Raw genomic sequence first — 26043 nt, forward strand, 5'->3', positions numbered from 1 at the left:
CGGCGGGGGCCTTGTTGTTGCCACGGCTTACGAGGCCGTTTCCGCCATGAGCGAACCAGACGTAAAGTCGCACAAGATCGAATTCCCCTGCGCCGATTACCCGATCAAGGTAATCGGCGATACCGTTGTCGGCTTCAAGGACACGGTGATCGAGATCCTCAGCAAGCACGCCAAGGTCGACATTTCCACCCTGGCCGAACGCCAGAGCAAGGAAGGCAAGTACACCACGGTGCAATTGCACATCGTTGCCGAAAGCGAGAACCAGCTGCACGATATCAATAGCGCCCTGCGTGCTACCGGCATCGTGAAAATGGTGCTTTGATGTCCGCCTGCCTCGGTTTTCGCGAGCTTGGCCTACAGCCGTACGAACCGGTGCTGGAGGCCATGCGTCGCTTTACCGAGCAGCGCAGCCCGGACAGCCAGGATGAAGTCTGGCTGGTCGAGCACCCCGCAGTCTTCACCCAGGGCCAGGCCGGCAAGGCCGAGCACCTGCTGGTGCCGGGCGACATCCCGGTGGTGCAGACCGACCGCGGCGGCCAGGTGACCTACCATGGCCCCGGGCAGCTGGTGGCCTACCTGCTGCTGGATGTACGCCGTCTGGGCTTTGGCGTGCGCGAGCTGGTCAGCCGTATCGAGCAGAGCCTCGTTGATCTGCTCAGCAGCTACGCCGTGCAGGCTTCTGCCAAGCCCGACGCCCCTGGCGTCTATGTCGATGGAGCGAAAATCGCCTCCCTCGGCCTGCGAATTCGCAATGGCCGTTCGTTCCACGGCCTTGCCCTGAACGTGGACATGGACCTTGCGCCATTCCGCCGAATCAACCCCTGCGGTTATGCGGGGCTGGCGATGACCCAGCTGCGTGACCTGGCAGGCCCGATCGAACTCGACGAGGTCAGGACAAGGCTGCGCGGACAGCTGGTCAAGCACCTCGACTACGCTGAGCAGACGACCCTCACGGGCGGAATCGACTGAATATGACAACTGTGCAAGAAGCCGTGCCGAACCTGATACCCACCCAGGATGCCACCCCGCGCCCAGCGCCAAAGAAGGTGGAAGCTGGGGTCAAGCTGCGTGGCGCCGACAAGGTCGCGCGCATCCCGGTAAAGATCATCCCTACTGACGAGCTGCCGAAAAAGCCTGACTGGATCCGCGTGCGTATCCCGGTATCGCCCGAGGTCGACCGTATCAAGCAGTTGCTGCGCAAGCACAAGCTGCACAGCGTTTGCGAAGAGGCATCCTGCCCGAACCTGGGCGAGTGTTTCTCCGGTGGCACCGCCACTTTCATGATCATGGGTGACATCTGTACCCGTCGTTGCCCATTCTGCGACGTTGGCCATGGTCGGCCGAAGCCGCTGGATCTGGACGAGCCGAAAAACCTGGCGGTCGCCATCGCCGACCTGCGCCTGAAGTATGTGGTGATTACCTCGGTGGACCGCGACGACTTGCGCGACGGCGGCGCCCAGCACTTTGCCGATTGCATCCGCGAAATTCGCGCGCTGTCGCCAGGTGTCCAGCTGGAAACCCTGGTGCCGGATTACCGTGGCCGTATGGACGTTGCGCTGGAAATTACCGCGCAAGAGCCGCCGGATGTGTTCAACCACAACCTCGAGACCGTACCGCGCCTGTACAAGGCTGCGCGCCCGGGGTCGGACTACGACTGGTCGCTGGACCTGCTGCAGAAATTCAAGCAGCTGGTACCGCATGTGCCCACCAAGTCGGGCCTGATGCTCGGCCTGGGCGAAACCGACGAGGAAGTGATCGAGGTGATGCACCGCATGCGTGAGCATGACATCGACATGCTCACCCTCGGCCAGTACCTGCAGCCTTCGCGCAGCCACCTGCCGGTGCAGCGATTTGTCCATCCCGACACCTTCGCCTGGTTCGCCGAGGAAGGTTACAAGATGGGCTTCAAGAACGTCGCATCGGGCCCTCTGGTACGTTCTTCGTACCACGCCGACCAGCAGGCGCACGAAGCCAAGATCAAACTCTGAGCCAGGGCTGTAGCACAAATGCCGATGCTTGCCGAAAAGGCAGCATCGGCATTTTTTTTTGTGGGCCACAAGCCATAAGCTACGAGCGAGAAGAAGTCTGGAGCTGCATGATGAATTGTGTCGATACTGTTCACGTACTTTTGCCCAAGGCGATCCCGAAGGATGCCTGCTTCGCGATCATTGCGCCGGCAGGCTCGGCGCGCTTGGACACGCACAAGGTGAGCCAGTGGTTCGCTGAGCGTGGCTACCGTTGCCGGATTTACCCAGGTGCCCTGCAGGCCCATGGTTACCTGGCGGGGCCGGACCAGCAGCGCCTGCGGGACCTGCATGATGCATTTGCCGACCCGGCCATCGACGCCATCCTGTGCATGCGTGGCGGCTATGGCAGCATGCGCCTGCTCGATCAGCTCGACTTCGAGCTGATCCGGCGCAACCCCAAACCGCTGATCGGCTATAGCGACATCACTGCGTTGCACACGGCGATTTACCGTCACGCCGGGCTGCTCACCTTCCATGGGGGGATGCTCAATGCGGATCTGCTGGGGGCCAAGTTGCCACCCACGGAGTCGTCGTTGCTGGCGCAGCTGGGTGGGCATGTGCGCGCGGGCGAGCAAATCGTGCACCCGGCGGACTATGCCTTGAGCAGTGTATTACCGGGCGTGGCCAGCGGCCCGCTGCTCGGTGGCAACCTGTCGATGCTGGGTGCGACCATGGGGACGCCGGCCGAGCTGGATACCCAAGGCTGCATCCTGTTCATCGAGGACGTCAACGAGCCGTTGTACCGGGTGGACCGGCTGCTGACCCAATTGCGCCTGGCCGGCAAGCTGGAGGGCGTGAAGGGCGTACTGGTGGGCGACTTTGCCGGTATTACCACGGCGGCTTTGGCGCCGTTGCTGAAAGATATCTTCGCGCCGCTGGGGGTGCCGGTACTGGCGGGGTGGCGCAGTGGGCACTGCGACCCGAATGTGTGCCTGCCGTTGGGGGCTCGGGTAAGGCTGGACAGTGTTCAGCAGAGCCTGGTGCTGGAGCAGGATCTGTTCAAGGCTTGAGGTACCCGGGCTGCTTTGCAGCCCATCACAACGCAACGCCGCTTGCGCAGCAGATCGTATTCTTAGGTGGGAAGGGCCTTGTGTCGCGAAAGGGGCGCAACGCGCCCCCGGCATTCTTATTGGCTACGCAGGCTCTCGAGCAACTTGTGGGTTGGGTAGCCATCGGCCGGCCAGCCCAGACCCTGCTGGGCATTGCGGATGGCCTTGCGGGTATTGGCGCCGATAATGCCATCGGCATTACCCGCCTCATGGCCGCGGCTGTTCAACAAGTTCTGCAACTCCATACGCTCGCTGCGGCTGAGCGGCAGGTCTTCCTTGGGCCAGCTGCCGGCGATGAAGCCCCAGCCACTGAAGCGGTCTCCCAACAGGCTCACGGCCAGGGCATAGGACGATGAGTTGTTGTACTTGAGGATTGCGCGGAAGTTGTCCAGCACCAGGAACGCTGGGCCTCGGGCGCCCGCTGGCAACAGCAGGGCGGCGGGCAGCTGATTGCTACCCGGCGGCAACTGAGTACCTGCAGGCAGTTTCACACCCATCGCCAGCCATTCGCTGACCGGTTTGCGCAGTGCCCCATCGGCTTGCCAGAAATCGAAACCAGCCGGCACTTGTACCTCGAAGCCCCATGGCTGACCACGCTTCCAGCCCGAGCTCTGCAGGTAGTGAGCAGTCGACGCCAGGGCGTCCGGGGTACTGTTCCAGATATCGCGGCGACCATCGCCGTCAAAGTCCACGGCATGGGTGTTATAGGTGGTCGGGATGAACTGGGTCTGGCCCATGGCGCCGGCCCACGAGCCACGCATGGCCTCTGGCTGGATGTCGCCATGCTGGATGATCTGCAGGGCTGCGATCAGCTGGTCCTGGGCGAATTGCGGGCGGCGGCCTTCGTAGGCCAGGGTCGCCAGCGAGCGGATCACCGACTTGTTGCCCTGGAACTGGCCGAAGTTACTTTCCATGCCCCATACCGCGACCAGCACCTGGCGGTCGACGCCATAGCGTTGCTCAAGGCGTGTCAGTAACTCGGCGTTCTGCTCCAGCAGCTTTTTGCCGTTACGCACGCGCAGCGGTGAAAGCGCGCCTTCAAGGTATTCCCATACCGGGCGGGTGAACTCCGGCTGGCTGCGGTCGGCCTTGATCACGTCCAGGTCTGGAGTGACACCAAGGAACGCGCGGTCGAAGGTGCTCGGCGAAATACCGGCTTGGAGAGCCTGCTGGCGGAAGCCTGCCTGCCATTGCGCGAAGGTTTGCAGAGGCTGGATTTCAGTGCTGACGTCGGGCGTTGTGCCGGGCACGGTCACCACTGGAGCAGGTTGGGCTGGGGCCAGCGGCAGCGCGTCGGCGGCAGTGGGTTTTTCCGCGCAGGCAACCAGCAGGATGAAGCTGGAGGCGGCGATCAGCTGGCGGGTTTCCCAACGGGGGAGAAGACGGAAGAGCATGCACAGATCCAGAATTGCAGGTCAGATGAAGACCATACCATGCCTGCGCTTGCGATGCTTTCATGCAGCCAAAAAGTAAGAAGCCTCCCAATCTCTCGATTGGAAGGCTTCGCGGCGGTAGCTGCCTTTGCCCTTGTTCGGCTGTTCCTGGCGGCAGCGGAACAGCGGTTGGGCGATGATCGACTTGGCCTTGTTGGGGCCGTGTTTTTTCGGCTTTTTGCTCATGGCGGTGGTCCCGGGTTGGGGGGGGTTCGGGGCGCACTGTAGGGCTTGGGCTGCCGGGGAGCCAATTGATTGTGTTTATGGTCCAGATCCTGGGCTTGGTAACCCTGTGGAGCGCGCCCCAGTTACTCGGGAGGAAGGGCCAGGCGCTGGCCAGCCATCAACAGCGACAGCCGCGCCAGGCCAACCCAGGGCGAACCTTCTGCCTGCCCTTTGATCTGCGCATCGATACGCTGGGCATCCTGTAGCAGTTGCGCCCAGCGCTGGGCCGAGAGGCGCTGCAGGGCCTTGCTGACCAGCGGTCGGCGTTTGTCCCAGATGGGCGGGCGTGCCTGGCTGAACGCTTTGTCCAGGGGCACGCCTTGGCTGAACTGCTGGGCGAGCCCCGCCAGCTGGCGCAGCTCGCGGGCCAAGGCCCAGAGGATGACGGGTGGCTCCACACCTTCACCGCGCAAACCTTCAAGCATGCGCAGGGCGTGCGCCGCTTCGCCGTTCAGAATGGCGTCGACCAGGCCGAAGACATCGAAACGGGCGCTGTCGGCGACAGCGGCCTGTACGGTTTCCACGGTAATCTGGCTGCCTTCGGCCAGCAGCTTGAGCTTTTCGATTTCCTGCGCGGCAGCCAGCAGGTTGCCTTCCACGCGTGCAGCAATCAGGTCGACGGCGTCACGTTGCGCGGACAGCCCAGCCTGTTGCAGGCGCTGGTTGATCCACTGTGGTAGCTGCTGCGCGTCCACCGGCCAGATCTGGATGAACTGGCAATGGGCGCCTTCGATCAACGCCTTGCCCCACTTGGTCTTCTGTGCACTGCCGTCGAGCTTGGGCAGGCTGACCAGCAGCAGGGTGTCTTCGGCAGGGTTGGCGCAGTATTCCATCAGCGCGGCGGCGCCCTTGTCGCCGGGCTTGCCGGAGGGCAGGCGCAGTTCCAGCAGGCGGCGCTGGGCGAACAGCGACAGGCTGGCGCCCGCCTGGAGCAGGGTGCCCCAGTCGAAGTTGGCGTCGGCACTGAATACCTGGCGTTCGTCAAAACCTTGCTGGCGCGCGGCATTGCGAATGGCGTCAGCGGCTTCCTGGCACAGCAGCGGGTCGTCGCCGCTGACCACGTAGACGGGGGCCAAGGCGCCTTGCAGGTGCTTGTTGAGTTGGGCGGGGGCGAGCTTCATGGGGAACAGGCGGGGCGCCTGTGGGCGCCCCGCTCGGGCTTAGTTGCCCGGAACTTCCAGTGGCGACTGCTGAGGCGTTTCGGCCTGCTGGCGGCGGGCAGCCTCCAGCGCGTCGGCTTCGGCCTTGGCACGCTCGTCGGCTTTACGCTGCAACTCATCCAGCTGAGAGGGGCTCAGCATCTGCAGGCGCACGACCATGGCATTGACCAGGTCGCGGCGCATTTCTTCACGCGCGCGGCTAGCTTCCTGCTCGGAACCGGTGATGTTCGAGCCGTCACGCAGGTAGATCTTGCGCACTTCAAGCTTGTCGCTCATCAGCTCCAGGTTGTTCAGGCCCTGGATGCTGTAGTCCAGCACCGTGGTCAGCTCGTACTCGGCGGTACGGTTGCCACTGTTGTAGGTAGCCGAGCGCTCGCGCTCCTGCTCGTTGGTCAGCACCAGACGGTAAGGTGCGCCGGCGTGCACGTTGACGCCGCTACGCTCCAGTACTTCGCGCAGCTGAACCACGGTCGGGCCGTAGGCGTTGCGTGCGCTGACGTCCATTTCCTTCACGCTCAGCTCGGTGGAGCCGGTGCCGCGCAGCTGGAAACCGCAGGCGCTGAGCATGACCGCCAGGCCGATTACCAGCAAATTGCGTTTGATCATGTTGTTGCTCCCTTGTGGGCCTGTTCCGCCCGCCCGCATTCGCTGCGGGCGGGCGTTGCCATCAGTTGGCGACGATGTTGACCAGCTTGCCCGGCACCACGATGACCTTGCGGATGGTCAGGCCATCGATGAAGCGCAGGACATTCTCGTTGCTGCGCGCGGCGGCTTCGATTTCTTCGCGGCTGGCGGCGGCCGGCATTTCGACCTGGCCACGCAGCTTGCCGTTGACCTGCACCACCAGGGTGACGGTGTCCTGCACGAGGGCGGCTTCGTCGACCGCCGGCCAGGCGGCGTCGATCACGGCCTGCTGGTGGCCCAGTTGCTGCCACAGCTCGTGAGAGATGTGCGGAGTGATCGGCGCCAGCAGCAGGGTCACGGCCTCCAGGCCTTCCTGCAGCAGGGCGCGGTCCTGTGCAGTGGCTTGCGGAGCCTTTTCCAGCACGTTCATCACGGTCATCACCTGGGCGATGGCGGTGTTGAACTTGTGGAACTGGCCGACATCGGTACTGGCTTGCTTGATGGCAGCGTGGATAGCGCGGCGGATGACCTTCTGCGCGTCGTCCAGGGCGGCGACATCCAGCTGGCCCGGCAGGCCTTGGGCAACGTGGGCCTGGGCCAGGCGCCAGACGCGGCGCAGGAAGCGGCTTGCGCCTTCGACGCCGGAGTCGGACCACTCCAGGCTCGCGTCAGGTGGCGAGGCGAACATCATGAACAGGCGGCAGGTGTCGGCACCGTACTGGTCGATCATCGACTGCGGGTCGACGCCGTTGTTCTTGGACTTCGACATCTTCTCGGTGCCGCCGATTTCCACCGGCAGGCCGTCGGTCTTCAGGCGGGCACCAATGATCTTGGCCTTGGCATCGCGCTCGATTTCGACATCGGCCGGGTTGAACCAGTCCTTGCCGCCATTGCTGGCTACACGGTAGTAGGTTTCGGCGACCACCATGCCCTGGGTCAACAGGTTCTTGAACGGCTCGTTGGAGGTGACCAGGCCTTCGTCACGCATCAGTTTGTGGAAGAAGCGCGCGTACAGCAGGTGCAGGATGGCGTGTTCGATACCACCGATGTACTGGTCGACCGGCAGCCAGTGGTTGGCCGCTTTCGCGTCGACCATGCCACCTTCGTAGTTCGGCGAAGCGTAGCGGGCGAAGTACCAGGACGACTCGACGAAGGTGTCCATGGTGTCGGTTTCGCGCTTGGCTGCAGTGCCACATTTCGGGCAGCTGCATGCGTAGAATTCCGGCATGCGCGCCAGTGGCGAACCAGCGCCATCTGGCACCACGTTTTCCGGCAGAGTGACCGGCAGCTGGTCTTCCGGCACCGGCACGTCGCCGCAGGACGGGCAGTGGATGATCGGGATCGGACAGCCCCAGTAACGCTGGCGGCTGATGCCCCAGTCACGCAGGCGGAACTGGGTGCGCGATTTGCCCAGTTCCTTGCGGATCAGGGCTGCTTCGATGGCGTCGAAGGCGCCGGCGAAATCCAGGCCGTCGAACTCGGCGGAGTTGATCAGCTGCCCGTGCTCGCCGTAGGCGTCCTGCCACTCGCTACCGACTTCATCGCCAGCGCTGGTGCGCACCACGGCCTTGACCGGCAGGTTGTACTTGTGGGCGAACTCGAAGTCGCGCTCGTCGTGGGCGGGTACTGCCATCACGGCGCCATCGCCGTAGTGCATCAGCACGTAGTTGGCGACCCAAACCGGCAGCTTCTCGCCGGTCAGTGGGTGCTCCACCAGCAGGGAAGTGGCCATGCCCTTCTTCTCTTGGGTGGCCATGTCGGCTTCGGCGACGCTGCCGCTCTTGCACTCGTCGATGAACGCCTGCAGCGCCGGGTTGCCCTGGGCGGCCTGGGTGGCCAGCGGGTGCTCGGCGGCGACGGCGACGTAGGTGGCGCCCATGAGCGTGTCGGGACGGGTGGTGAAGACCTTGAGGGTGCCTTCGTGGCCGATGCTGGCCTGGTCGTACGGGAACTGGACTTCCATGCCGCGCGACTTGCCGATCCAGTTGCGCTGCATGGTCTTGACCTGCTCAGGCCAGCCCGGCAGCTCGTCGAGGCTTTCCAGCAGCTCGTCGGCGTAATCGGTGATGCGGAAGTAGTACATCGGGATTTCGCGCTTCTCGATCAGCGCGCCCGAACGCCAGCCACGGCCGTCGATGACCTGTTCGTTGGCCAGTACGGTCTGGTCCGCCGGGTCCCAGTTCACCGTACCGTTCTTGCGGTAGATGATGCCCTTTTCGAACAGGCGGGTGAACAGCCACTGCTCCCAGCGATAGTAGTCGGGCTTGCAGGTGGTGACTTCACGTGCCCAGTCGATGGCAAGGCCCAGGCTCTTGAGCTGGGTCTTCATGTAGTCGATGTTTTCGTACGTCCACTTGGCCGGGGCGACGTTGTTCTTCATCGCCGCGTTTTCCGCGGGCATGCCGAAAGCGTCCCAGCCCATCGGCTGCAGTACGTTCTTGCCCAGCATGCGCTGATAGCGGGCAATCACGTCACCGATGGTGTAGTTGCGCACGTGGCCCATGTGTAGCTTGCCGCTCGGGTACGGGAACATCGACAGGCAATAGTAGGTGTCTTTGCCTGGCTGTTCGGTAACAGCGAACGATTGTTGCTCGTCCCAGAAGTTCTGGGCGGCGGCTTCGATATCACGGGGCGTGTATTGTTCGTGCATGGCTACTTTTTGCTGAGAGGGAAGAGACCTTGTTCCAGGCAGCGGAACCTCGCTGCGTCCGGCACTCCGGTGTCGTTTAGAGTGAACGCCGTAGCATACAGCAGCGCCGCGCATCGTGGGAAACCTTCGTTGCGAATGGCCGCTGGTCGCGGCACGCGGCTGCTTTTTGCATCGACGCTAAGCTCAGGTGTGGGGGGAGATATTCTTATCTTCAATGAGGTGAACGGATGGGAGAGACGCAGCTACCCGTAATCAGACCGGAGCTTTACGAGCGCCTGATCGACCGGCTCGGCCTGGCACTGGAAACGGCCAGGACCTCGGTGCGATTGCGCGACGAGATGCCAGCCGAGCTGGAGTTGCGTGGGTTGAGCCACGCAGAGTTCGAAGTGATCAAGGCCTACCTGGATTCACTTCCGGAGCGCCAGAATGTCGCTGTCGGCAGTTACCCACAAGCGGAGCCGACATCAGCCAAGATCATCTGGCTCAAGGACAAGAAACGCCCCGCCAGCACGGCGAGATCCAGGACGCTGCCACATCGCTAGCCGTTCAGGATGCCAGGCGCAGGCCATCGCGCGCCGGTTCTTCGATATCATCACAGCTCACGATTGGCGCCGGTCAAACCCTTGTTGACCGGCGTCGATCCCTCTAGGCTGCACGCCTGCCAAGGAGCTGTGGCCAATGCCGATTCGATTCTTCCTGAAACAATGGTTGATGCCGCCGGGCATCCTGTTCTTGCTGCTGCTTGCCGCGTGGTGGTTGCGTGCGCGGCGGCCACGGCTGGCGGCGCTGTGCTTTGCCCTGGGGCTGGGAGGCCTGTGGCTCATGAGCCTGCCGCTGGTGGTGCAGGAAACCGCCCGGGTGCTGGAGACCGAGCCGCCGTTGGCTGTCAGCGACTGGGCGGGGCTGGCGAGCCGCGCGGATGCCATCGTGGTGCTGGGTGCGGGGCGCGAGCGTGGTGACCCGGCCTGGGGTGGTAGTGACCAGCCCACCGCCACGGCGCTGGAGCGCATGCGCTTTGCCGCGCGACTGGCCAAGGCTTCAGGGTTGCCGGTGCTGACCAGCGGTGGGTTGCATTACGGCACCCCGCCGAGCGAGGCGCAGTTGATGGCTGATCGCCTGCATGAGGATTTTGCTGTTCAGGTGAAGTGGCGCGAGGAGGCCAGCCGCACGACTTGGGAGAATGCCCAGCTGACGGCCAAGCTGCTGCAGCCGGCGGGGATTCGCCGGGTGGTGGTGGTAACCCAGGCCTGGCACATGCAGCGTTCGCGCTGGAGCTTTGAGCAGGCGGGGTTCGAGGTGGTACCGGCGCCCGTGGGGTTCCTCGGGCGCGAGCATGCCAGGCCGTTTGGCGGGTTGCTGCCAGAGAGCCGGGCCATGTGGCAGAGCGGGCAGCTGCTGAATGAAGTGGCGGGGTTGGTGGGGTATCGGCTGTTCTATTGATTCCCAGGGCCGCTTTGCGGCCCAGTCGCGACCCAAGACCGCTCCCACCGGGGCCGCGTAACGCCACTTAGACGGTCTTGGCTATGCGCCCGGCCAGCAACGCCCACCCCAGCAGGAGCCCGCAGGCAATCGCCAGCGGCCATGAGCGCCATTGCAGGTACGGTGTCAGCTGCTGCATCGGCACCACCTCGCCATACAGCACCGCCTGCTGGAACTGCGGCACTTGCGCGGTAATGCGGCCAAATGGGTCGATTAGCGCAGTCACGCCGTTGTTGGTGGCGCGGATCATCCAGCGGCCGGCTTCCAGGGCACGCATCTGCGCCATCTGCAAGTGTTGCAGCGGGCCGATGGAGGTGCCGAACCAGGTGTCGTTGCTGATGGTCAGCAACAGGTCGCTACGTGCCGCCAGGCCTGCGGCGAACTCTGGGTAGACCACTTCGTAGCAGATGTACGGCGCAATCTGGTAGCCCTTGGCCTGCAACAGCGGCTGGTCCTCCGGCCCGCGGGCGAAGTCCGACATGGGCAGGTTGAAGAACTCGATGGCGCCACGCAGCATGTCCTGCAGCGGCACGTACTCGCCGAACGGCACCAGTTTCTGCTTGAGGTAGGTACCATCGCCTTCGCCGGTCACGGTGACGCCGTTGTAGTAGCGACGCTGGTGATGCACCACTTCACGCACTGGCACGCCAGTGATCAGCGCCGAATGCCGCTCGGCGGCGAAGCGGCCCATCACGTCGATGTAGCCCTGGGCCTGGTCTTTCAGCACCGGTACGGCGGTTTCCGGCCAGATCAGCAGGTCTGCAGGCTTGGAACTGAAGCTAAGGTCACGGTACAGCGCCAGTTGCGCATCGATGTGCGCCGGGTCCCATTTCAGGTCCTGCTCGACGTTACCCTGAATTGCCGCCACCTTCAGCGGGTCGCCGGCCGGTTTGGTCCACGCGTGGCCCTTGAGCGCCAGGCCCAGTGCCCAAGGCGCCAGCAGCAGTACAGCGGCAATGGCCAGGAACGATGGGCGGGCGCGCAGGCGGTGCAGGTTGCACAGCAGGGCGGCAGTGAGTGCCAAGGTGAAGGAAATCAGCCACACCCCGCCCAGCGGCGCCAGGCCTGTCAGCGGCCCATCAAGCTGGCTGTAGCCGGCGTATAGCCAGGGGAAGCCGGTGAGGAACCAGCCCCGGAAAGCTTCCTGCAGCAGCCATAGCGCGGCGAAGCACAGGGCATCGGCCAGTGGCGCCTCATTGCGCCTTAGCCAGCGTGCCCACAACCAGGTGGGCAAGGCAAAGAACCACGCCAGGGCGGCGAAAAATGCCAGCAACAGCAGGATCGCCAGCAACGGCGAGGCGCCGCCGTAGGTGTTCATGCTGACGTAGATCCACCAGGTGCCGGCGCCATACAGGCCAAAACCGAACCACCAGCCGCGCCACATGGCCTGGCGCGGCGTTAGCTCGCGCAGGCCAAGGTAGAGGATGCCGATGGACAACAGCGCCAGCGGCCAGATGTCGAACGGCGCCAGGGCAAGGAGGGTGGAGGCGCCGGCCGCCAAGGCCAGCAGGTTACCGGGCCAGCCGGGGCGGGTGATCCAACGCATGTTTTTCCTTAACGGCTGATCGGGGTCAGGCGCAGCAAATGTATCCGCCGGCTGTCGGCGTTGAGAATACGGAACTTGTAAGACCCGATCTCGGTGGTTTCGTTACGCTTGGGCAAGTGGCCAAAAGCACTCATCACCAGGCCGCCGACCGTGTCGAACTCGTCATCGGAAAACTCGCTGTCGAAGAACTCGTTGAAATTCTCGATCGGGGTAAGCGCCTTGACCAGGAAGTCACCGCTGGGTAGCGGCTTGATGTAGCTGTCTTCCTCGACGTCGTGCTCGTCCTCGATATCGCCGACGATCTGCTCGAGCACGTCTTCGATAGTGACCAGGCCAGCCACGCCGCCGTATTCATCGATGACGATGGCCATGTGGTTGTGGTTGGCGCGGAACTCGCGCAGCAACACGTTCAGGCGCTTGGACTCGGGCACGAACGTGGCCGGGCGCAGCAGGTCCTTGATGTTGAAGCTGTCGCCGTTTTCCTTGAGGATCAGTGGCAGCAGGTCTTTGGCGAGCAGGATCCCGAGCACATCGTCGTGGCTTTCGCCGATCACCGGGTAACGCGAGTGCGCGGCGTCGATCACCGCCGGCAGGAATTCGCGCGGCGACTGGCTGGCCTTGATGCTGATCATCTGCGAACGTGGGACCATGATGTCGCGAACCTGCAGGTCTGCGACCTGTATGGCACCTTCGACGATGGTCAATGCTTCGCTGTCCAGCAGCTTGTTCTGATGGGCTTCGCGCAGCAGCTCAAGCAGCTCCTGGCGGTTTTTCGGCTCATGGACAAAAGCCTGGGTCAGTTTACCCAGCCAGGACTTCTGCCCGTTGCTCGATCGATCTTCGCTCATGGCGGTTCTCGTGATCCTTCGTGTATCAGTGTGTGTTGGTGTCGGTTTCATCGCCAGCGTACGGGTCGGGGTGACCCAGTTCTGCCAGCAATTCTCGTTCCAGACCTTCCATTTCCTCGGCTTCCTCATCATCGATGTGGTCGTAGCCAAGCAGGTGCAGGCAGCCGTGGATGACCAGGTGCGCCCAGTGAGCTTCCAGCGACTTGCCTTGTTCGGCAGCTTCACGCTCAACCACCGGCACGCAGATGACCAGGTCGCCCAGCAGCGGGATGTCGAGCAGGTCATCGGGCACGTCGGCCGGGAACGACAGCACGTTGGTCGCGTAGTCCTTGTGCCGATAGGTGTGGTTCAGCTCGCGGCCTTCGCCTTCATCGACCAGGCGGACGGTCATTTCCGAGTCGGCGCTGCGCTGGCGCAATGCCAGTTCGCACCAGCGGCGGAAGGCAGTGTCATCCGGGGCGGCGGCATCCGTGGCCCGTTGGATATCAAGTTCAAGCATCTTTGCCGGGCGCCTCGGGCTTGGCCTGGCGGGCTTCGAAGCGGTCGTAGGCCTCGACAATGCGCTGCACCAGTGGGTGACGAACCACATCTTTGGGTTGGAAGTGGGTAAAGCTGATCCCCGGAACGTCCTTGAGTACCTCGATGACGTGCGCCAGACCCGACTTGGTGCCACGCGGCAGGTCGACCTGGGTGATGTCACCGGTAATGACGGCGGTGGAGCCGAAGCCGATGCGGGTGAGGAACATCTTCATCTGCTCGAGCGTCGTGTTCTGGCTTTCGTCGAGGATGATGAAGCTGTTGTTCAGGGTGCGGCCACGCATGTAGGCCAGCGGGGCGATCTCGATCACCTGGCGCTCGATCAGCTTGGCCACGTGCTCGAAACCGAGCATTTCGTACAGGGCGTCGTACAGCGGCCGCAGGTACGGGTCGATCTTCTGCGCCAGGTCACCGGGCAGGAAGCCGAGCTTTTCGCCTGCTTCGACCGCCGGTCGCACCAGCAGGATGCGGCGTACCTGTTCGCGCTCCAGCGCGTCCACCGCGCAGGCGACGGCCAGGTAGGTCTTGCCAGTACCGGCCGGGCCGATGCCGAAGTTGATATCGTTGGCGAGGATTTCCTTGACGTAGCGCTGCTGGTTGAGCCCGCGCGGGCGGATATTGCCCTTGCGCGTGCGCAGCGACACGCTGACCTCGTTGACGGCCGGGTTGTCGATGTGCTCGACGGCCGATTCCTGCAGGTACAGGTGCACGGTTTCCGGCGACAGGTCGTTGGCCTTGGTCTCGCGATAGAGACGGCGCAGCAGCTGTTCGGCAGCGGAGGTGGTTTTGGGTTCGCCGATCAGTTCGAACTGATTGCCACGGTTGCGGATTTCGATGGCCAGGCGCTGTTCGATCAGGCGCAAGTGCTCGTCGAACTGGCCGCACAGGTTGGCGAAACGGTGGGCCTCGAAAGGTTCGAGGATGAAACGATGGGGTTGTATGGGTGCGTTCAAGGTCGTTTTTAGCCGCTCGACGGCGATGGAGGTGAACTCAAGAATAACCCTTGAATGGCAGTGGCGAAAGCACTGAAACGATCAAGGGTACTCATGGACTGTTCCGGCAGGCAAAGCAGATCAGCAAGGCCATCTGTTATCATGCACCCCTTTTCTTACGCATGTGTTATCCCACCAGACATGAGCAAACGCGAACCCGCCATCTACAAAGTGATCTTCCTCAACCAGGGGCAGGTCTTCGAGATGTACGCCAAGCAGATCTACCAGAGCGATTTATGGGGCTTTCTGGAAATCGAGGAGTTCGTGTTCGGCGAGCGCTCGCAGCTGGTGGTGGACCCAAGCGAGGAGAAGCTCAAGAGCCAGTTCGAGGGGGTGATCCGCAGCTTTGTGCCGATGCATTCCATCGTGCGCATCGATGAGGTGGAGCGGCTGGGCACGGCAAAGATCAGCGAAGCCAAGGGCGGCGGCAATGTCATGCCGTTCCCGATGCCAATGCCGGAAAAATGACCGTTAGGGGAGTGGCGAGAACGGCGTGCGCCCTTCGGCGTTCTGCAGCTCCAGCAGGTACTTACGGAAAATCTGGCCGAGCACCTGGGTAGCATGCTCAAGCTCGTCGCGGGGCATTTGTTCGGTTACTTCGTCGGCCATGTCCAGCGCATCCTCGGCGCCGTTGACCGCGGCCATCTTCAACAGGATGTAGGCCTGCACATTGTTGGCCTTGACCCCTTCGCCATGGAAGAACATCGCACCCAGCCGGTATTGGGCATCGGCGTGGCCCTGCAGTGAGGCCTTCTGGAACCAGTCCAGCGCCTTGTTCAGGTTTTTTGGCGTTTGCGTGTAGTAATACTCGCCCAGTTCGAACTGCGCCTGGGCATCCCCCGCGGTCGCCGTCTGCTCGCAGGACTTGAGGGCGTTTGCCAGGTCTTCAGGCTGAACGTTCAAGGTGCAGCGGCTCGTTGCCGGAATCAGCAGCGAGTTACCGCCCTCCGCCAAAGCCAGCAGGGGCTGAAGAAGCAACAGGCAGCCCAGGGTCAGGGCGCGGCCGGTGCGGTTCATGGGGATCGACTTACCTCTGCAAAGCTGCGGCCAATGTCTTTGGTGGCACATTATGGGATAAGCAGCGCCAACCTTACAAAGTTTTACTCGAATTTCTGCTTGGTTGGGGAATTCAGCTGATTGTGCATGGGCAATTATTGCCTGTACCGGCCTCTTCGCGGGGCAAGTCCGCGCCTATAGAGACCGGTGCAGGCTGGCAATTACTTCAGTGCAGCAAAGGCCTTTTCAGCCGCATCCAGGGTGATCTGCAGCTCCTTGTCGCCATGGGCGATGGACGTGAAGCCGGCCTCGAAGGCGCTTGGCGCCAGGTACACGCCACCGTCGAGCATCAGGTGGAAGAAGCGCTTGAATCGCTCGGCATCGCTGGCCATCACGTCGTCGAAAGTGACGATATCGTCGGCGCCGCTGAAGTACAGGCCAAACATGGCACCGGCCTGGGTGGTGACGAACGGTACACCAGCAGCATCGGCGCGCTGCTGCAGGCCGTCGAGCATGCGGCTGGTGTAGTCGGTCAGTTCAGCGTGGAAGCCCGGGCGGCTGATCAGCTTCAGGGTGGTCAGGCCAGCGGCCATGGCCAGCGGGTTACCCGACAGGGTGCCGGCCTGGTAGACCGGGCCGAGCGGGGCGATGCAGCCCATGATTTCGCGCTTGCCACCGAAGCAGCCGACCGGCATGCCACCGCCGACGATCTTGCCGAAGGTCGACAGGTCCGGCTTGATGCCGTAATGGCCTTGGGCGCCGCCCAGGGAAACGCGGAAGCCGGTCATCACTTCGTCGAAGATCAGCACCACGCCGTGCTTGTCGCACTGCTCGCGCAGGCCTTCGAGGAAGCCTGGTGCTGGTGGTACGCAGTTCATGTTGCCCGCCACTGGCTCGACAATGATGCACGCCACGGTCTTGCCGACTTCGGCCAAGGTTTTTTCGACCGCGGCGATATCGTTGAACGGCAGGGTCAGGGTGTGCTTGGCGAAATCCGCCGGTACCCCTGCGGAGCTCGGTACGCCCTGGGTCAGCAGGCCGGAACCGGCTTTTACCAGCAGGCTGTCGGAATGGCCGTGGTAGCAGCCTTCGAACTTGATGATGGCGTCGCGGCCGGTGTAGCCGCGGGCCAGGCGGATGGCGCTCATGGTGGCTTCAGTGCCCGAGCTGACCATACGTACCATTTCCATCGACGGCACGATCGAGCAGACCAGGTCGGCCATTTCGGTTTCCATGGCGGTCGGGGCGCCATAGGACAGGCCGTGCTCGAGCTGCTTGCGAACGGAGTCAAGTACGTCCGGGTGGCCGTGGCCGAGGATCATCGGGCCCCAGGAGCCGACGTAGTCGACGTAGCGCTTGTCGTCCTCGTCAACGACGTAGGCGCCTTCGGCATGCTTGAAGAACAGCGGCGTGCCGCCAACGCTTTTGAAGGCGCGGACCGGCGAGTTGACGCCGCCGGGGATGTGCTTCTGGGCTTTGGCGAACAGGTCTTCGGAACGGGACATGAAAGGTTCTCTCGAAATCAGGATGCTAACAAGGCATTGAAGGCGCGGGCGCGGCGGGTGACTTCCTGCGCGCTGTCGGCACCGAACAGGCCATGGATCACCGCCAGCAGGTCGGCACCATGGGCGACCAGCGGGGCGGCGTTGTCGAGGGTGATGCCGCCGATCACGGCAATCGGCAGTTTCACCCGGGCGCGCGCCTGCTCCAGCAGTTCGACGTTGGCGGCGGGCGCACCCGGTTTGGTAACGGAATTGAAGAAGCGGCCAAACGCCACGTAGCTGGCGCCTTCACTGGCGGCTTGGGCGGCCAGGTCGAGGCTGGCGTGGCAGGTGGAGCCGATGATCGCCTTGCGGCCAAGCAGGGCGCGGGCGGGGGTCAACGGGCCATCGGTCTGGCCCAAGTGCACACCCACGCCCAGGCGTGCCGCCAGTTCGGCGTCGTCGTTGATGATCAGCTGGGTGCCGTAGCGCTCGCAGAGCTTCAGCAGCCCTTCGGCTTCGCGCAGGCGGCGCGCCGCGTCGTCGCTTTTGTCGCGGTACTGCAGCAGGCACACGCCGCCTTCAAGCGCCGCTTCGACATGGGACAGCAAACGGCCGGCGAGCAACTGGCTGTCGGTGATGGCATACAGACCGCGTAACTTCATTGAAAGCCTCGTATCAGGAGCGGAAGTCCAGGGGCAGGCGACGTGGCACATACTGGCCCTTGCCCAGCTGTTCCGCATCACGCAGGGTGCGCCAGGTATAGTCCAGGGCGCTGCGCACGGCGCTTTCCAGCTGTTCGCCGAGGGCGAGGCGGCCGGCCAGGGCGCTGGCCAGGGTGCAGCCCGAGCCATGATAGCTGCCCGGCAGGCGCTGGCAGGTCCAGGTGTGAAGCTGGCCATCCTGGGTGTACAGGCGGTTGTGAATTTCGTCTTCGTCGCCGTGACCACCGGTAATCAGCAGGTGTCTACAGAACGGCAAGAGTTTCTCGGCACACTCGTCGGCGCTGCCTTCGGGCAGTTCGGCGAGTATCCGCGCTTCTGGCAGGTTTGGCGTCGCGATGGTCGCCAGCGGCAGCAGGCGTTCGCGCAGCGCGTAGCCCACTTCGTCCTTGCCCAGGCGGCCGCCGCCACCGGCACGCAGCACTGGGTCGCAGACCAGCGGCAGGTGCGGGTGGGCGGCGAGCAGTTCAGCGACGGTGTCTACCATCTCGATCGAGCCAAGCATGCCGAGCTTGACCGCTGCTACCGTCGAGTCGGCCAGCACGGCATTGGCCTGGGCCAGCACCCACTCGCGGTCGAGCACGCGGAAGTCGGAAACATTGACAGTATCCTGTACGGTCAAGGCGGTCACTGCAGGTGCAGCGTGACAGCCTTGGGCGATCAGGGCTTCGATATCTGCCTGCAAGCCGGCGCCGCCACTTGGGTCGTGGCCGGAGAGACAGAGGACAACGGGGCGGGAGCTGTAGGTATTCATGGTCGGCGAGCTTACCACCAAACCTGTTTGGGCGGATCGTCCGACAAAGCAGATTTGTTGATCGATCGGTCAGCTTATTGCTCGGTTATTTTCTGTAAGCACTGATTTAGAGCCTTTTCTTTGAGTTTTGGTATCGCCGATTGCCAGGTTGTGAAGCTATGCTAGAGTGCTCGGATAACTCGACAAACGGGTTCTGCAGGATCACGTCGTCTCAAACGGATAGGAGGCAACCGCGACGCGACCGGACAGGCCATGCTGGGGCTGTATGCGCTATTTGCTGATTGTGCTTCTGGGTTTGCTGCCCGTGCTGGCCGGAGCGGTCGATTTCGACGACGCGACCGGGCATGTTCCATTGGGCAGGGCCATGCAGGTTTACGAAGACCTCGACGGCAGCGCCAGCATCGCCCAGGTCAGCGCCCCTGGCTTCGCCAAACGCTTTCGTCTCCACCATGAAGACGTCCTGAATGCCGGGTATTCCAAATCGGTGTTCTGGCTCAAGGTCGAGTTACGCCCCGTTGCCGCGCCTGGCGCTGCCCCCCGGCAATGGCTGCTGGAGCTGGCCTACCCACCGCTGGACCACCTTGAGCTGTTTTTGCCCGATCATGACGGAGTGTTCCGCCTGGCCCAGCGTACCGGCGATGCCTTGCCCTACGCCAGCCGGCAAATCCGCCAGAACAACTATCTGTTCGAACTGCAACTGCCGCCTGGCCAGGTGACGACCGCTTTCCTGCGGCTGCACAGCCAAGGTTCGGTGCAGGCGCCGCTGGCGTTGTGGTCCCCCGAGGCCTACATGGAGGAGCAACCCACGCGCCTGTACGTGCTGGGTATGATCTATGGCGTGTTGCTGGTGATGCTGGTTTACAACCTGTTCATCTACCTCAGCGTGCGCGATGTCAGTTACCTCTATTACATCCTCTATATCGCTTCGTTCGGCCTTTATCAGGTCTCGGTGAATGGGGCAGGTGTGGCTTACTTCTGGCCAGACAGCCCGTGGTGGGCGAACGCTTCGACACCGCTGTTCATTGGTGCCGCCGGGCTGTTCGGTTGCCAGTTCGCCCGGCACTTCCTGCAGGTGGGCAGCATCAGCCGTGGTCTCGACCGGTTGTTGCTGGCGCTGATGCTGGGCGGGGCAGTGGTCATGGTGCTGGCGGTGAGCATGCCTTATGGCCTGGCCCTGCGCATGGCCACGCTGCTGGCGTTGCTGTTTACCGTGAGCATTTTCGGCGCCGGGCTGTATGCCTGGTGGCGCGGCTTGCGCGTGGCGCGCTGGTTCATCATTGCCTGGACGGCATTCCTGCTGGGGGGCCTGGTCAACACCTTGATGGTGCTGGGGTACCTGCCGAACGTGTTCATCACGATGTATGCCAGCCAGCTGGGTTCGGCGCTGGAGGTGGCGCTGCTGTCGCTGGCGCTGGCCGACCGCATCAATAGCTTGCGCGAGCAACAGGCGCAGGCCTTGCGCGAAACGGGCCGCACGCTGGAGCAACTGAACCTGCAACTGGCCAGGAGCAACCGGTTGAAGGACGAATTCCTGGCCAGCGTGACCCACGAACTGCGCACGCCGATGAATGGAGTGATTGGCTCGCTGGAGCTGATGCATACGCTACCGATGGAGGCCGAGATGGCCCAGTACCATCGTACGGCGGTAGGGTCGGCGCAGGGCATGATGGACATGGTCGACTCAATACTTACCCTGTCTGAATTACAGGCCGGCCGCTTGCGTGCCCAGCCGGCGCCGTTCAGCCTGCGTACGCTGATGCAGGCTTTGCGCGCCGGTTATGCGGGGCAAGCGTTGAGCAAAGGCGTGTACCTGAGCCTGGACATCCCGGCCGATTTGCCCGATGGGCTGTTGGGTGATGGGCCGAAGTTGGCGCGTTGCCTCGAGTGCCTGGTCGACAACGGCTTGAAATTCACCCATCAGGGCGGCGTGGTGATCCAGGTGCGCGGGCGCCGCGTCGGGCCTGATGATCTGGCGCTGACCTTTACTGTCAGTGACAGTGGAATTGGGTTTGATGACCTGGACCAGGCGACCTTGTATCAGCGCTTCTTCCAGGTGGATGGCTCGATGACCCGGCGTTATGGCGGGTTGGGGATCGGGTTGTCGATTTGCCGGCAGATGGGGGAGTTGCTTGGCGCGCGGTTGGCGCACGAGTCGACGCGCGGATTGGGGAGCCGGTTCGAATTGAGTTTGAACATGGCGGTGGCGCAGGTGCAGATGAGCCCGAATATGCTGCTGACACGGCGCTCGATCTCATAGGGGCTGAAGAGGTTGCGGTGAACACCTGTCAGCCCTGGTGCATTGCCAAGGCATGCGCCACCCCCACCACATGTTTAGTCATGAATGCCCCTTTGACTACCCCGCAAGCAGTGCTTCACTGGGTCTCTCAAGCCTACCCGGATTCAGGAGCCCCCCGATGAACCTGCACCAGTACGCTGAAACCCACGAAGTGACCAACCAGCCTCCGTCCCTCGACGGTGCCAACCTGTACCGCCTCGACCTGCCATTGCAGGAGTGGGCACGGCGTTTAGGCGCGGGCTGGGCAGAGTCGCGGATAGATGCCTACGGCGCCCTGGCGGGCGGCCCGCTGATGCAGGCAGGTTTTCTGGCCAACGCGCACAAGCCCGAGTTCATCAGCCACGACCGCTATGGCCATCGCATCGACCTGGTGGAGTTTCACCCGGCCTATCACGAGCTGATGCGCACCGCCGTCGAGCATGGCCTGCCGTCGCTGCCTTGGGCAGAGCCCCGCGCTGGCGCCCATGTGGCGCGGGCTTCGATGACCTACCTGCACAGCCAGGCCGAAGCCGGCACTGGCTGCCCGCTGACCATGACCTTCGCCGCGGTGCCGGCGCTGCGCCTGCAACCGGAACTGGCCGAGTACTGGCTGCCGAAAATCCTTTCCTGCGAATATGACCCGCGCAATGTCGGCGACCGGCACAAGGCCGGGGTCACCCTGGGCATGGCCATGACCGAAAAGCAGGGGGGCACCGATGTGCGGGCCAATACCACCAGGGCCTACCCGGTCGGTGCGCCGGGGCCGGGCCAGGCCTATGAGCTGGTTGGCCACAAGTGGTTCTGCTCGGCGCCCATGTGCGATGCCTTCCTGACCCTGGCGCAAACCGAGAAAGGCCTGAGCTGCTTCTTGCTGCCGCGCCATCGCCCGGACGATAGCCGTAACCAGTTCTACATCCAGCGCTTGAAGAACAAGCTGGGCAACAGCTCCAATGCTTCCAGCGAAGTGGAGTTCCGCGGCGCGTTGGCGTGGATGATCGGCGAAGAAGGGCGCGGCGTGCCGACCATCATCGAAATGGTCGCCATGACCCGTTTCGACTGCATGGTCGGTTCCAGCGCGCTGATGCGCCAGGCGTTAACCCAGGCAACCCACCACTGCGCGCACCGCAAGGTCGGTGGGCGTGTGTTGAACGAGCAGCCGTTGATGCAGAACGTACTCGCCGACCTCGCTCTGGAGAGCGAGGCAGCGCTGGCCCTTAGCCTGCGCATGGGGCAAGCGCTTGAGCAACTGGATGATCCGCAGCAGGCGCACTTCGCCCGTTTGGTGACCGCCGTGGGCAAGTACTGGATCTGCAAGCGTGCGCCGGCAATGATCAACGAGGCCGCCGAATGCCTGGGTGGTGCGGGTTATGTGGAGGACAGCATCCTGCCGCGGCTGTACCGCGAAGCGCCGGTCAACTCGACCTGGGAGGGCTCGGGCAATGTGCAGTGCCTGGATGTGCTGCGGGCCTTGTCCAAGGAACCGGGGGTGCTCGACGCACTGTTCGCCGAGCTGGGTGACGGGCACGGCGACCCGCGCTTGGCAGCGCATATCGGCAACCTCAAGGGGGCGTTTGCCGATACGGGCGACATTCAGTACCGTGCGCGGCAGTTGACCGAGGATATTGCCTTGGCGCTGCAGGCCAAGCTGTTGCTGGAGGCGGGGAATGCAGTGGTCAGTGATGCGTTTATCGGCAGCCGATTGACGGGTAGCGGGCGGGTGTATGGGGCGTTGCCGCGAGGTGTGGATGTGGACGCGCTGGTGGCAAGGGGTACGCCTGCCTGGGCGGGCTGAGCACGCAACGGCACCTGTGGGAGCACGCCTGCTGATCAACACTGATCAATGGGGGTGTAATTCGTCTGGAAGGCAGGCAAGATGGTCCTCATGCATGTCCAGACAGGAAGCACAGTGTGAGCCACGCTTTTATCGTCGTTGATACTCCCGAACAGGCCGTCGACCGTCTGGCGGCCTTGCATGAACAGGCCACCGGGGCCCTTAGCCAGGCCCTGAAGCGTTACCTGAAGGACCGTACCGAACCTGATGCCGAAGAGCGCAACCTGTTTCGCTACCCGGCACTGCGCCTGACCTACTACAGCCACGGCGAAGTCGCCGCTACCACGCGGGCCTATGCCAAGGTCCAGGTGGCCGGCACCTACAGCGTCACCGTTACCCAGCCCGCCGCGTTCCGTGGCTATCTGCTGGAGCAGCTGCGCCCGCTGATGCACGACTACACCGTCACGGTGGAAGTCGGGGTCAGCGAGCAGAACATCCCTTACCCCTACGTGGTCGACCAGGGCGACGAGCTGGCCGGCAGCGGCATTACCGCTGCGCAGCTGGCACGGGTATTCCCCAGCACCGACCTTTCAGCCGCCACCGACAACATTGCCGATGGACTGTGCGACTGGGAGCGTGCCGAAGTCTTGCCGCTGGCGCTATTCGACGCCGCGCGCGTCGATTTCTCGCTGCGCCGCCTGGTGCACTACACCGGTAGCGACTGGCGGCATGTGCAGCCGTGGATCCTGCTGACCAACTACCACCGGTATGTCGACCAGTTCATCAGCCACGGCCTGGAGCAACTGCGTGACGACCCGCGCTTCGTACGCATGGTGTTGCCGGGCAATGTGGTGATCGAGAAGGGCATGGACCATGGTGAGACCCAGGCGCTGGTAGCCAGCGTGGTCTGGCACCGTTACCAGATGCCGGCGTACCACCTCATCGCCGGGGATGGCGACGGCGTTACCCTGGTCAATATCGGCGTGGGCCCGTCCAACGCCAAGAACATCACCGACCACCTGGCCGTATTGCGCCCGCACTGCTGGCTGATGATCGGTCATTGTGGCGGCCTGCGTCAGTCCCAGACCATCGGCGACTACGTGCTGGCCCACGCCTACATGCGCCGTGATGGCATCCTCGACCGCGTAGTGCCGCCAAATATCCCTATCCCGGCCCTGGCCGAAGTGCAATTGGCGTTGCAGGAGGCCGCCGCGCAGGTCACCGGTGAGCGTGGCGAGCAGTTGAAGAAGCGCCTGCGTACTGGCACCGTGCTGACCTACGATGATCGCAACTGGGAGCTGCGCTGGGCTCAGGAGCGTCCGTTGATCAACCTGTCGCGTGCGGTGGCGGTGGACATGGAAAGCGGCACCATTGCCGCCCAGGGTTACCGCTTGCGGGTGCCATACGGCACCTTGCTGTGTGTGTCCGACAAACCGCTGCACAGCGAGATCAAACTGCCGGGTTCGGCCAACGCCTTCTACAACCGGGCGGTCAGCCAGCACCTGAAGATCGGCATTGCGGCCCTCGACCTGTTGCGCACCGAGCTCAACTCGCTGCACTCGCGTAAACTGCGCAGCTTCGATGAGCCGCCGTTCCGCTGAGGATCCATGCCACTGCCACCCCGTAACAAGCCGCGCCGCCCCCAGGCGCGGCCTGCCGCCGGCCCGCGTCGCCAGCCCAAGGCACCGCCGGCCGAACCGCGCCTGATCCTGTTCAATAAACCGTTCGACGTGCTGACCCAGTTCAGCGACGGTGAAGGGCGCGCGACCCTCAAGGATTTCATCGACATCCCGGGCGTGTACCCGGCCGGGCGGCTGGACCGTGACAGTGAAGGCTTGCTGTTGCTGACCAACGATGGCGGGTTGCAGGCCCGGATTGCCGACCCCAGGCACAAGCTGGCCAAGACCTACTGGGTGCAGGTGGAGGGTGAGCCGAGTGACGAGCAGTTGCAGCGCTTGCGTGATGGCGTGGAGCTGAACGATGGGCCGACCTTGCCGGCCGAGGCGCGGCGCCTGGAAGAACCCGAACTGTGGCCACGCAACCCGCCGGTACGCTTTCGCAAGAGCGTGCCGACCCGCTGGCTGGAGCTGGTGATCCGCGAGGGGCGTAACCGCCAGGTACGGCGGATGACGGCGGCGGTGGGGCTGCCGACCTTGCGCCTGGTGCGGGTGCGGATTGGGGATTGGACGCTGGATGGGCTGGCGCAGGGTTGCTGGCGGGAGGTCCCTGCCAAGCTGTAGTTCAGGTCAAGGCCCTGTTCGCGGGCATGCCCGCGAATGACCCTGAATTTTTTACACGCCTTCGAGAAACCCTACCACCACGCTCTTGATGATAAACGCCAACACCCCAAGCCCCAGCACGAAGAACAGGATCAGCGTGCCGAACTTGCCTGCCTTGGACTTTTTCGCCAGGTCCCAGACGATGAAGCCCATGAAACCGATCAGCACGGTGACCAGGACGATCATCATCCACTCTTCGAATACGGCGGGATCCATCAGTGTTCTCCAGGCGGGTTGAGCGCTCGATTATACGCCTGCTGGCGCGAGCGATTAACGCAGGTGGGTCAAGGGCAGCTCGGTGCTGGCCAGCACCTGGTTGAGCACGAAGCTCGAGCGCACGCTGGTGACGCCTTCGATGCGGGTCAGGCTGCCCAGCAGCAATTTCTGGTAGTGATCCATGTCGGGTACCACCACTTTCAGCTGGTAGTCGGCATCCATGCCAGTGACCAGGCTGCATTCGAGTACCTGTGGCAGGTTGCGGATGGCGGCTTCAAAGGTTTCGAAACGCTCCGGGGTGTGGCGGTCCATACCGATCAGCACGTAAGCGGTCAGGCTCAGGCCCAGCTTCTTGCGGTCGAGCAGTGCCACCTGGCGCGAGATGTAGCCGTCGTCTTCCAGTTGCTTGACCCGACGCGAGCATGGCGAGGGCGACAGGCCGATGCGTTCGGCCAGTTCCTGGTTGGAAATGCGCGCATCGCGCTGCAATTCGGCGAGGATGCTCAGGTCGTAGCGGTCAAGTTTGCTCATGGCATTTGCCTTTTCTGTTCGAATTGCGGCGAATTATCAATCCAGGGTGAAAAATTGCGCAAGTGCTATTTATCCAAGCAATCTTCGCAATCCTCTGTCGCAACCTGTCCGGTATCTTTATCAACAGAATCACTGCCCGGACATCAGTCCACGGCGACGCGCCCTAGGCGGGCGGTCGCGGCCAGCCATCCAACAGGATCTGCAGGCCCCCGGGCTACACAGCTTCCAGAAGACGCTGTGAGGTGAGCCGGCGCCACAAGTGCCGAGCACGGACGACAATTCCTGAAGGGAGGCCTTGTGGCCTCCCTTTTTTAATGTCTGTGTCCCGTCCTGAATAAGGTTTACACCTTTCCCCCGAGAATCTGGAGAGCTCGATGGTGCATGGTGTGAAGCGAACACAGCGTGATTACTCGCTGACTTTTAAATTGGCCGTAGTGGATCAGGTCGA

Annotated in this window: 26 protein-coding genes; 11 read left to right on the forward strand and 15 right to left on the reverse strand. The window is 63.2% G+C overall.

The features are described 5' to 3' along the window. Positions 1-46: 46 nt before the first annotated feature. The 4 genes from DMX11_RS19710 to DMX11_RS19725 all read left to right on the forward strand — a co-directional run bounded on the left by DMX11_RS19710 (position 47) and on the right by DMX11_RS19725 (position 3037). The gene (locus DMX11_RS19710) at positions 47-322 is read left to right on the forward strand and encodes a DUF493 domain-containing protein (protein ID WP_110746030.1); all 276 of its coding nucleotides are present in this window, start codon (positions 47-49) and stop codon (positions 320-322) included. Further along, the gene (gene lipB, locus DMX11_RS19715) at positions 322-969 is read left to right on the forward strand and encodes a lipoyl(octanoyl) transferase LipB (protein ID WP_110746031.1); all 648 of its coding nucleotides are present in this window, start codon (positions 322-324) and stop codon (positions 967-969) included. Before DMX11_RS19710 ends, lipB begins: the two co-directional genes overlap by 1 nt. A 2-nt stretch (positions 970-971) precedes the next feature. Continuing rightward, the gene (lipA, locus tag DMX11_RS19720) at positions 972-1988 is read left to right on the forward strand and encodes a lipoyl synthase (protein ID WP_003249742.1); all 1017 of its coding nucleotides are present in this window, start codon (positions 972-974) and stop codon (positions 1986-1988) included. 110 nt (positions 1989-2098) lie between these two features. Beyond that, positions 2099-3037 carry an LD-carboxypeptidase gene (locus DMX11_RS19725; protein ID WP_110746032.1) on the forward strand — a complete coding sequence of 313 codons (939 nt, stop codon included), beginning with the start codon at positions 2099-2101 and terminating at the stop codon, positions 3035-3037. A 116-nt stretch (positions 3038-3153) separates the two neighbouring features. Here the strand turns inward: DMX11_RS19725 and DMX11_RS19730 are convergent, their stop codons facing one another. The 5 genes from DMX11_RS19730 to leuS all read right to left on the reverse strand — a co-directional run bounded on the left by DMX11_RS19730 (position 3154) and on the right by leuS (position 9168). Further along, complete coding sequence (locus tag DMX11_RS19730) at positions 3154-4470, reverse strand: lytic murein transglycosylase (protein WP_110746033.1); 1317 nt, start codon at positions 4468-4470, stop codon at positions 3154-3156. Positions 4471-4530: 60 nt separating this feature from the next. Further along, entirely contained in the window at positions 4531-4695 is a 165-nt protein-coding gene (gene arfA / locus DMX11_RS19735) for an alternative ribosome rescue factor ArfA (RefSeq protein WP_003257578.1), read from the reverse strand. Positions 4696-4817: 122 nt separating this feature from the next. After that, positions 4818-5855 (reverse strand): DNA polymerase III subunit delta, encoded by a 1038-nt coding sequence (gene holA, locus DMX11_RS19740; protein WP_110746034.1) that lies wholly within the window; start codon positions 5853-5855, stop codon positions 4818-4820. A gap of 39 nt (positions 5856-5894) precedes the next feature. Further along, positions 5895-6500 carry an LPS assembly lipoprotein LptE gene (gene lptE, locus DMX11_RS19745; RefSeq protein ID WP_110746035.1) on the reverse strand — a complete coding sequence of 202 codons (606 nt, stop codon included), beginning with the start codon at positions 6498-6500 and terminating at the stop codon, positions 5895-5897. A 61-nt stretch (positions 6501-6561) separates the two neighbouring features. Beyond that, a complete protein-coding gene (leuS, locus tag DMX11_RS19750) occupies positions 6562-9168 on the reverse strand; it encodes a leucine--tRNA ligase (RefSeq protein ID WP_110746036.1) in 2607 nt (868 codons plus the stop codon). A gap of 227 nt (positions 9169-9395) precedes the next feature. Between leuS and DMX11_RS19755 the strand changes: the two genes are divergently transcribed. Together DMX11_RS19755 and DMX11_RS19760 are read left to right on the forward strand one after the other, a co-directional pair. After that, positions 9396-9710 carry a hypothetical protein gene (locus tag DMX11_RS19755; RefSeq protein WP_110746037.1) on the forward strand — a complete coding sequence of 105 codons (315 nt, stop codon included), beginning with the start codon at positions 9396-9398 and terminating at the stop codon, positions 9708-9710. A 136-nt stretch (positions 9711-9846) separates the two neighbouring features. Continuing rightward, a complete protein-coding gene (locus DMX11_RS19760; protein WP_110746038.1) occupies positions 9847-10608 on the forward strand; it encodes a YdcF family protein in 762 nt (253 codons plus the stop codon). A 67-nt stretch (positions 10609-10675) separates the two neighbouring features. On the opposite strand, the gene lnt is transcribed toward DMX11_RS19760, so the two are convergent. Genes lnt through DMX11_RS19780 form a run of 4 tightly spaced genes read right to left on the reverse strand, consistent with a single transcriptional unit; the run spans position 10676 to position 14531 of the window. Continuing rightward, entirely contained in the window at positions 10676-12193 is a 1518-nt protein-coding gene (lnt, locus tag DMX11_RS19765; RefSeq protein ID WP_110746039.1) for an apolipoprotein N-acyltransferase, read from the reverse strand. A gap of 8 nt (positions 12194-12201) precedes the next feature. Beyond that, entirely contained in the window at positions 12202-13041 is an 840-nt protein-coding gene (locus DMX11_RS19770; RefSeq protein WP_110746040.1) for an HlyC/CorC family transporter, read from the reverse strand. 25 nt (positions 13042-13066) lie between these two features. After that, positions 13067-13540, reverse strand: coding sequence for an rRNA maturation RNase YbeY (gene ybeY, locus DMX11_RS19775; RefSeq protein WP_110746041.1), 474 nt, complete (start codon positions 13538-13540; stop codon positions 13067-13069). After that, positions 13533-14531: a PhoH family protein gene (locus DMX11_RS19780; protein WP_110746042.1), complete on the reverse strand. Its 999-nt coding sequence runs from the start codon at positions 14529-14531 to the stop codon at positions 13533-13535. The genes ybeY and DMX11_RS19780 overlap by 8 nt, the downstream gene beginning before the upstream one ends. Positions 14532-14711: 180 nt before the next feature. Between DMX11_RS19780 and DMX11_RS19785 the strand changes: the two genes are divergently transcribed. Then, positions 14712-15038: a DUF1820 family protein gene (locus tag DMX11_RS19785; RefSeq protein WP_016489346.1), complete on the forward strand. Its 327-nt coding sequence runs from the start codon at positions 14712-14714 to the stop codon at positions 15036-15038. A 3-nt stretch (positions 15039-15041) separates the two neighbouring features. Here DMX11_RS19785 and DMX11_RS19790 read toward each other — a convergent pair whose 3' ends face one another. The 4 genes from DMX11_RS19790 to DMX11_RS19805 form a co-directional block, all read right to left on the reverse strand. Next, positions 15042-15587, reverse strand: a complete 546-nt coding sequence (locus DMX11_RS19790) for a tetratricopeptide repeat protein (protein ID WP_110746043.1) — start codon at positions 15585-15587, stop codon at positions 15042-15044. Between the two features lie 200 nt (positions 15588-15787). Then, complete coding sequence (hemL, locus tag DMX11_RS19795) at positions 15788-17071, reverse strand: glutamate-1-semialdehyde 2,1-aminomutase (protein ID WP_110746044.1); 1284 nt, start codon at positions 17069-17071, stop codon at positions 15788-15790. Between the two features lie 17 nt (positions 17072-17088). Continuing rightward, positions 17089-17712, reverse strand: coding sequence for a thiamine phosphate synthase (gene thiE, locus DMX11_RS19800; protein WP_110746045.1), 624 nt, complete (start codon positions 17710-17712; stop codon positions 17089-17091). 13 nt (positions 17713-17725) lie between these two features. Continuing rightward, the gene (locus tag DMX11_RS19805; protein ID WP_110746046.1) at positions 17726-18523 is read right to left on the reverse strand and encodes a hydroxymethylpyrimidine/phosphomethylpyrimidine kinase; all 798 of its coding nucleotides are present in this window, start codon (positions 18521-18523) and stop codon (positions 17726-17728) included. Between the two features lie 265 nt (positions 18524-18788). Between DMX11_RS19805 and DMX11_RS19810 the strand changes: the two genes are divergently transcribed. The 4 genes from DMX11_RS19810 (at position 18789) to DMX11_RS19825 (ending at position 24809) form a co-directional block, all read left to right on the forward strand. Continuing rightward, a complete protein-coding gene (locus DMX11_RS19810; RefSeq protein WP_110746047.1) occupies positions 18789-20780 on the forward strand; it encodes a hybrid sensor histidine kinase/response regulator in 1992 nt (663 codons plus the stop codon). Positions 20781-20937: 157 nt separating this feature from the next. Beyond that, a complete protein-coding gene (locus DMX11_RS19815; protein WP_110746048.1) occupies positions 20938-22590 on the forward strand; it encodes an acyl-CoA dehydrogenase family protein in 1653 nt (550 codons plus the stop codon). Positions 22591-22706: 116 nt separating this feature from the next. Continuing rightward, a complete protein-coding gene (gene amn / locus DMX11_RS19820; RefSeq protein ID WP_110746049.1) occupies positions 22707-24170 on the forward strand; it encodes an AMP nucleosidase in 1464 nt (487 codons plus the stop codon). A gap of 6 nt (positions 24171-24176) precedes the next feature. Beyond that, positions 24177-24809, forward strand: coding sequence for a pseudouridine synthase (locus DMX11_RS19825; RefSeq protein WP_110746050.1), 633 nt, complete (start codon positions 24177-24179; stop codon positions 24807-24809). Between the two features lie 51 nt (positions 24810-24860). Here DMX11_RS19825 and DMX11_RS19830 read toward each other — a convergent pair whose 3' ends face one another. Next, on the reverse strand, positions 24861-25064 hold the full coding sequence (locus DMX11_RS19830; RefSeq protein ID WP_110746051.1) for a DUF2788 domain-containing protein: 204 nt from the start codon (positions 25062-25064) through the stop codon (positions 24861-24863). 54 nt (positions 25065-25118) lie between these two features. Beyond that, positions 25119-25595, reverse strand: coding sequence for an Lrp/AsnC family transcriptional regulator (locus tag DMX11_RS19835; RefSeq protein WP_003249795.1), 477 nt, complete (start codon positions 25593-25595; stop codon positions 25119-25121). Positions 25596-26043 lie beyond the last annotated feature (448 nt).

This window comes from Pseudomonas sp. LB-090624, from assembly GCF_003205205.1.
Lineage (GTDB): Bacteria > Pseudomonadota > Gammaproteobacteria > Pseudomonadales > Pseudomonadaceae > Aquipseudomonas.